The sequence below is a fragment of the Treponema saccharophilum DSM 2985 genome (assembly GCF_000255555.1).
Taxonomy (GTDB): domain Bacteria; phylum Spirochaetota; class Spirochaetia; order Treponematales; family Treponemataceae; genus Treponema_D; species Treponema_D saccharophilum.
In genome coordinates this window covers 1-1,500 of sequence record NZ_AGRW01000004.1, presented here as the reverse complement: position 1 = coordinate 1,500, position 1,500 = coordinate 1, and the positions used below count along the sequence as shown (strand labels likewise).

Sequence of the window (1,500 nt, the reverse complement as noted above, 5' to 3'; positions counted from 1 at the left end):
AAGTACGAATGCTGATTTTGACGGAAAAACAATTTGAAAATTGTCTGCTCTGTCAGGAAAAGCCTGATTTACAGGAAAAACTTGTAGGTACAAAAGACATCGTAACACTCTAATAAAGTAGAGTTACTGGCCGCCCTTCCGAAAACGGAAGGTGATACAACACAATTGTTCTTAGTTTAGACTTATGATTCACCTTGCTTATGTTCCCTTCGTCTAGTGGTTAGGACGTTAGGTTTTCATCCTAAGAACAGAAGTTCGATTCTTCTAGGAAATGATAAAACAGGAGCGAATATGAATGAATATATTTTATCTTGGGACAAGGAAACTTGTCCAACACTTTTCAAAAGAAAAGAGTATAAGGAACTACAAAAAGAGTTCCCTGGAGCTTTTCTTGATGAAAATATGTACGAAATAACAATTGAAAATATAGAAAAGATTGCAAAAGCAAATAAAAGAGTACATCCTTCAACTTCCGTAATAGACGGAAAGGATGTACTCTTAGAGAATGAATTGAAGCTTTGTGAAACGATCAACAAAAAAATAGAAGACTATTTAGAATTGAAGTGATGAGCTGTTTTTGAAGAGAACACCGACATCGGACAGGCTGCTTGCAGATTCTGAACTGCGTTACCCCTATGAAGAATCAAAAACCCTCATGCATGTATTTGACTTTTTTGATGATAAAGCCCTGATTCAGGAACTTCTGGAAGGTATGTATGCTGAATTGCCAGAAGCAAAGAAAAGGAAATAAATGAAAACAGTTTTATACATCCACGGAAAGGGTGGAAATGCATCTGAAAGTACCCATTATGAAAGGCTCTTTCCAGATTGCAAAGTGATTGGGCTGGATTATAGGGTGTCACGAAAAAATTTGTCAGTTTCCCGCGACACCCGTCGTTCAGCCTTCGCTGAACGCGATTTTAAAGGTGAGAACTTCAAAAAACTGAAGTTTTTCGAAGTTCCCTGTAAGACTTTTTCTCCCTGGGAAACGGGGAAGGAAATTCACGAGGTAGTCGTTAGTCTCAAAACAGAGTTTGAGGGCATTATTCTGATTGCAAACAGTATCGGTGCATTTTTTAGTATGAATGCGAATCTGAACAGGCTGATTGAAAAAGCATATTTCATTTCGCCGGTTGTGAATATGGAGAAACTGATTTGCGATATGATGAAGTGGGCAAATGTGACTGAAGCGGAACTTGAGCAAAGAAAAATCATTCCCACGGATTTCGGAGAAGAACTTTCCTGGGAATATTTGTGCTATGTGAGGGAGCATCCTCTGAACTGGCTGGTTCCCACTTCAATTTTATATGGCGAAAATGATAACCTCACTTCGCTTGAAACGATTAAGGATTTTGCCGAAAAGCAGGGCGCAACTCTTACTGTAATGAAGGGCGGCGAGCACTGGTTTCATACAGAAGAAGAGATGAAGTTCCTTGATGAATGGATTGGGAGACAAAAGTGAGATACATTGCTTTACTTCAGGGAAAAATTGCGGAGATG

3 protein-coding genes are annotated in these 1,500 nt (G+C 39.0%); all 3 read left to right on the top strand.

Going from position 1 to position 1,500, the window contains the following annotated elements; translation table 11 throughout:
- Positions 1 to 291 precede the first annotated feature (291 nt).
- Genes TRESADRAFT_RS15835 through TRESADRAFT_RS16535 form a run of 3 tightly spaced genes read left to right on the top strand, consistent with a single transcriptional unit; the run spans position 292 to position 1,462 of the window.
- Positions 292 to 567: a hypothetical protein gene (locus tag TRESADRAFT_RS15835; RefSeq protein ID WP_002701589.1), complete on the top strand. Its 276-nt coding sequence runs from the start codon at positions 292 to 294 to the stop codon at positions 565 to 567.
- Between the two features lie 10 nt (positions 568 to 577).
- Positions 578 to 751, top strand: a complete 174-nt coding sequence (locus TRESADRAFT_RS15830; protein WP_245534308.1) for a hypothetical protein — start codon at positions 578 to 580, stop codon at positions 749 to 751.
- Complete coding sequence (locus TRESADRAFT_RS16535) at positions 752 to 1,462, top strand: alpha/beta hydrolase (protein ID WP_002701587.1); 711 nt, start codon at positions 752 to 754, stop codon at positions 1,460 to 1,462.
- Positions 1,463 to 1,500: the final 38 nt, after the last annotated feature.

Bases quoted from the DNA above. Each gene is read 5' to 3' on its own strand.
- TRESADRAFT_RS15835 (WP_002701589.1), top strand. From the start codon at position 292: ATGAATGAATATATTTTATCTTGGGACAAGGAAACTTGTCCAACACTT.
- TRESADRAFT_RS16535 (WP_002701587.1), top strand. From the start codon at position 752: ATGAAAACAGTTTTATACATCCACGGAAAGGGTGGAAATGCATCTGAA.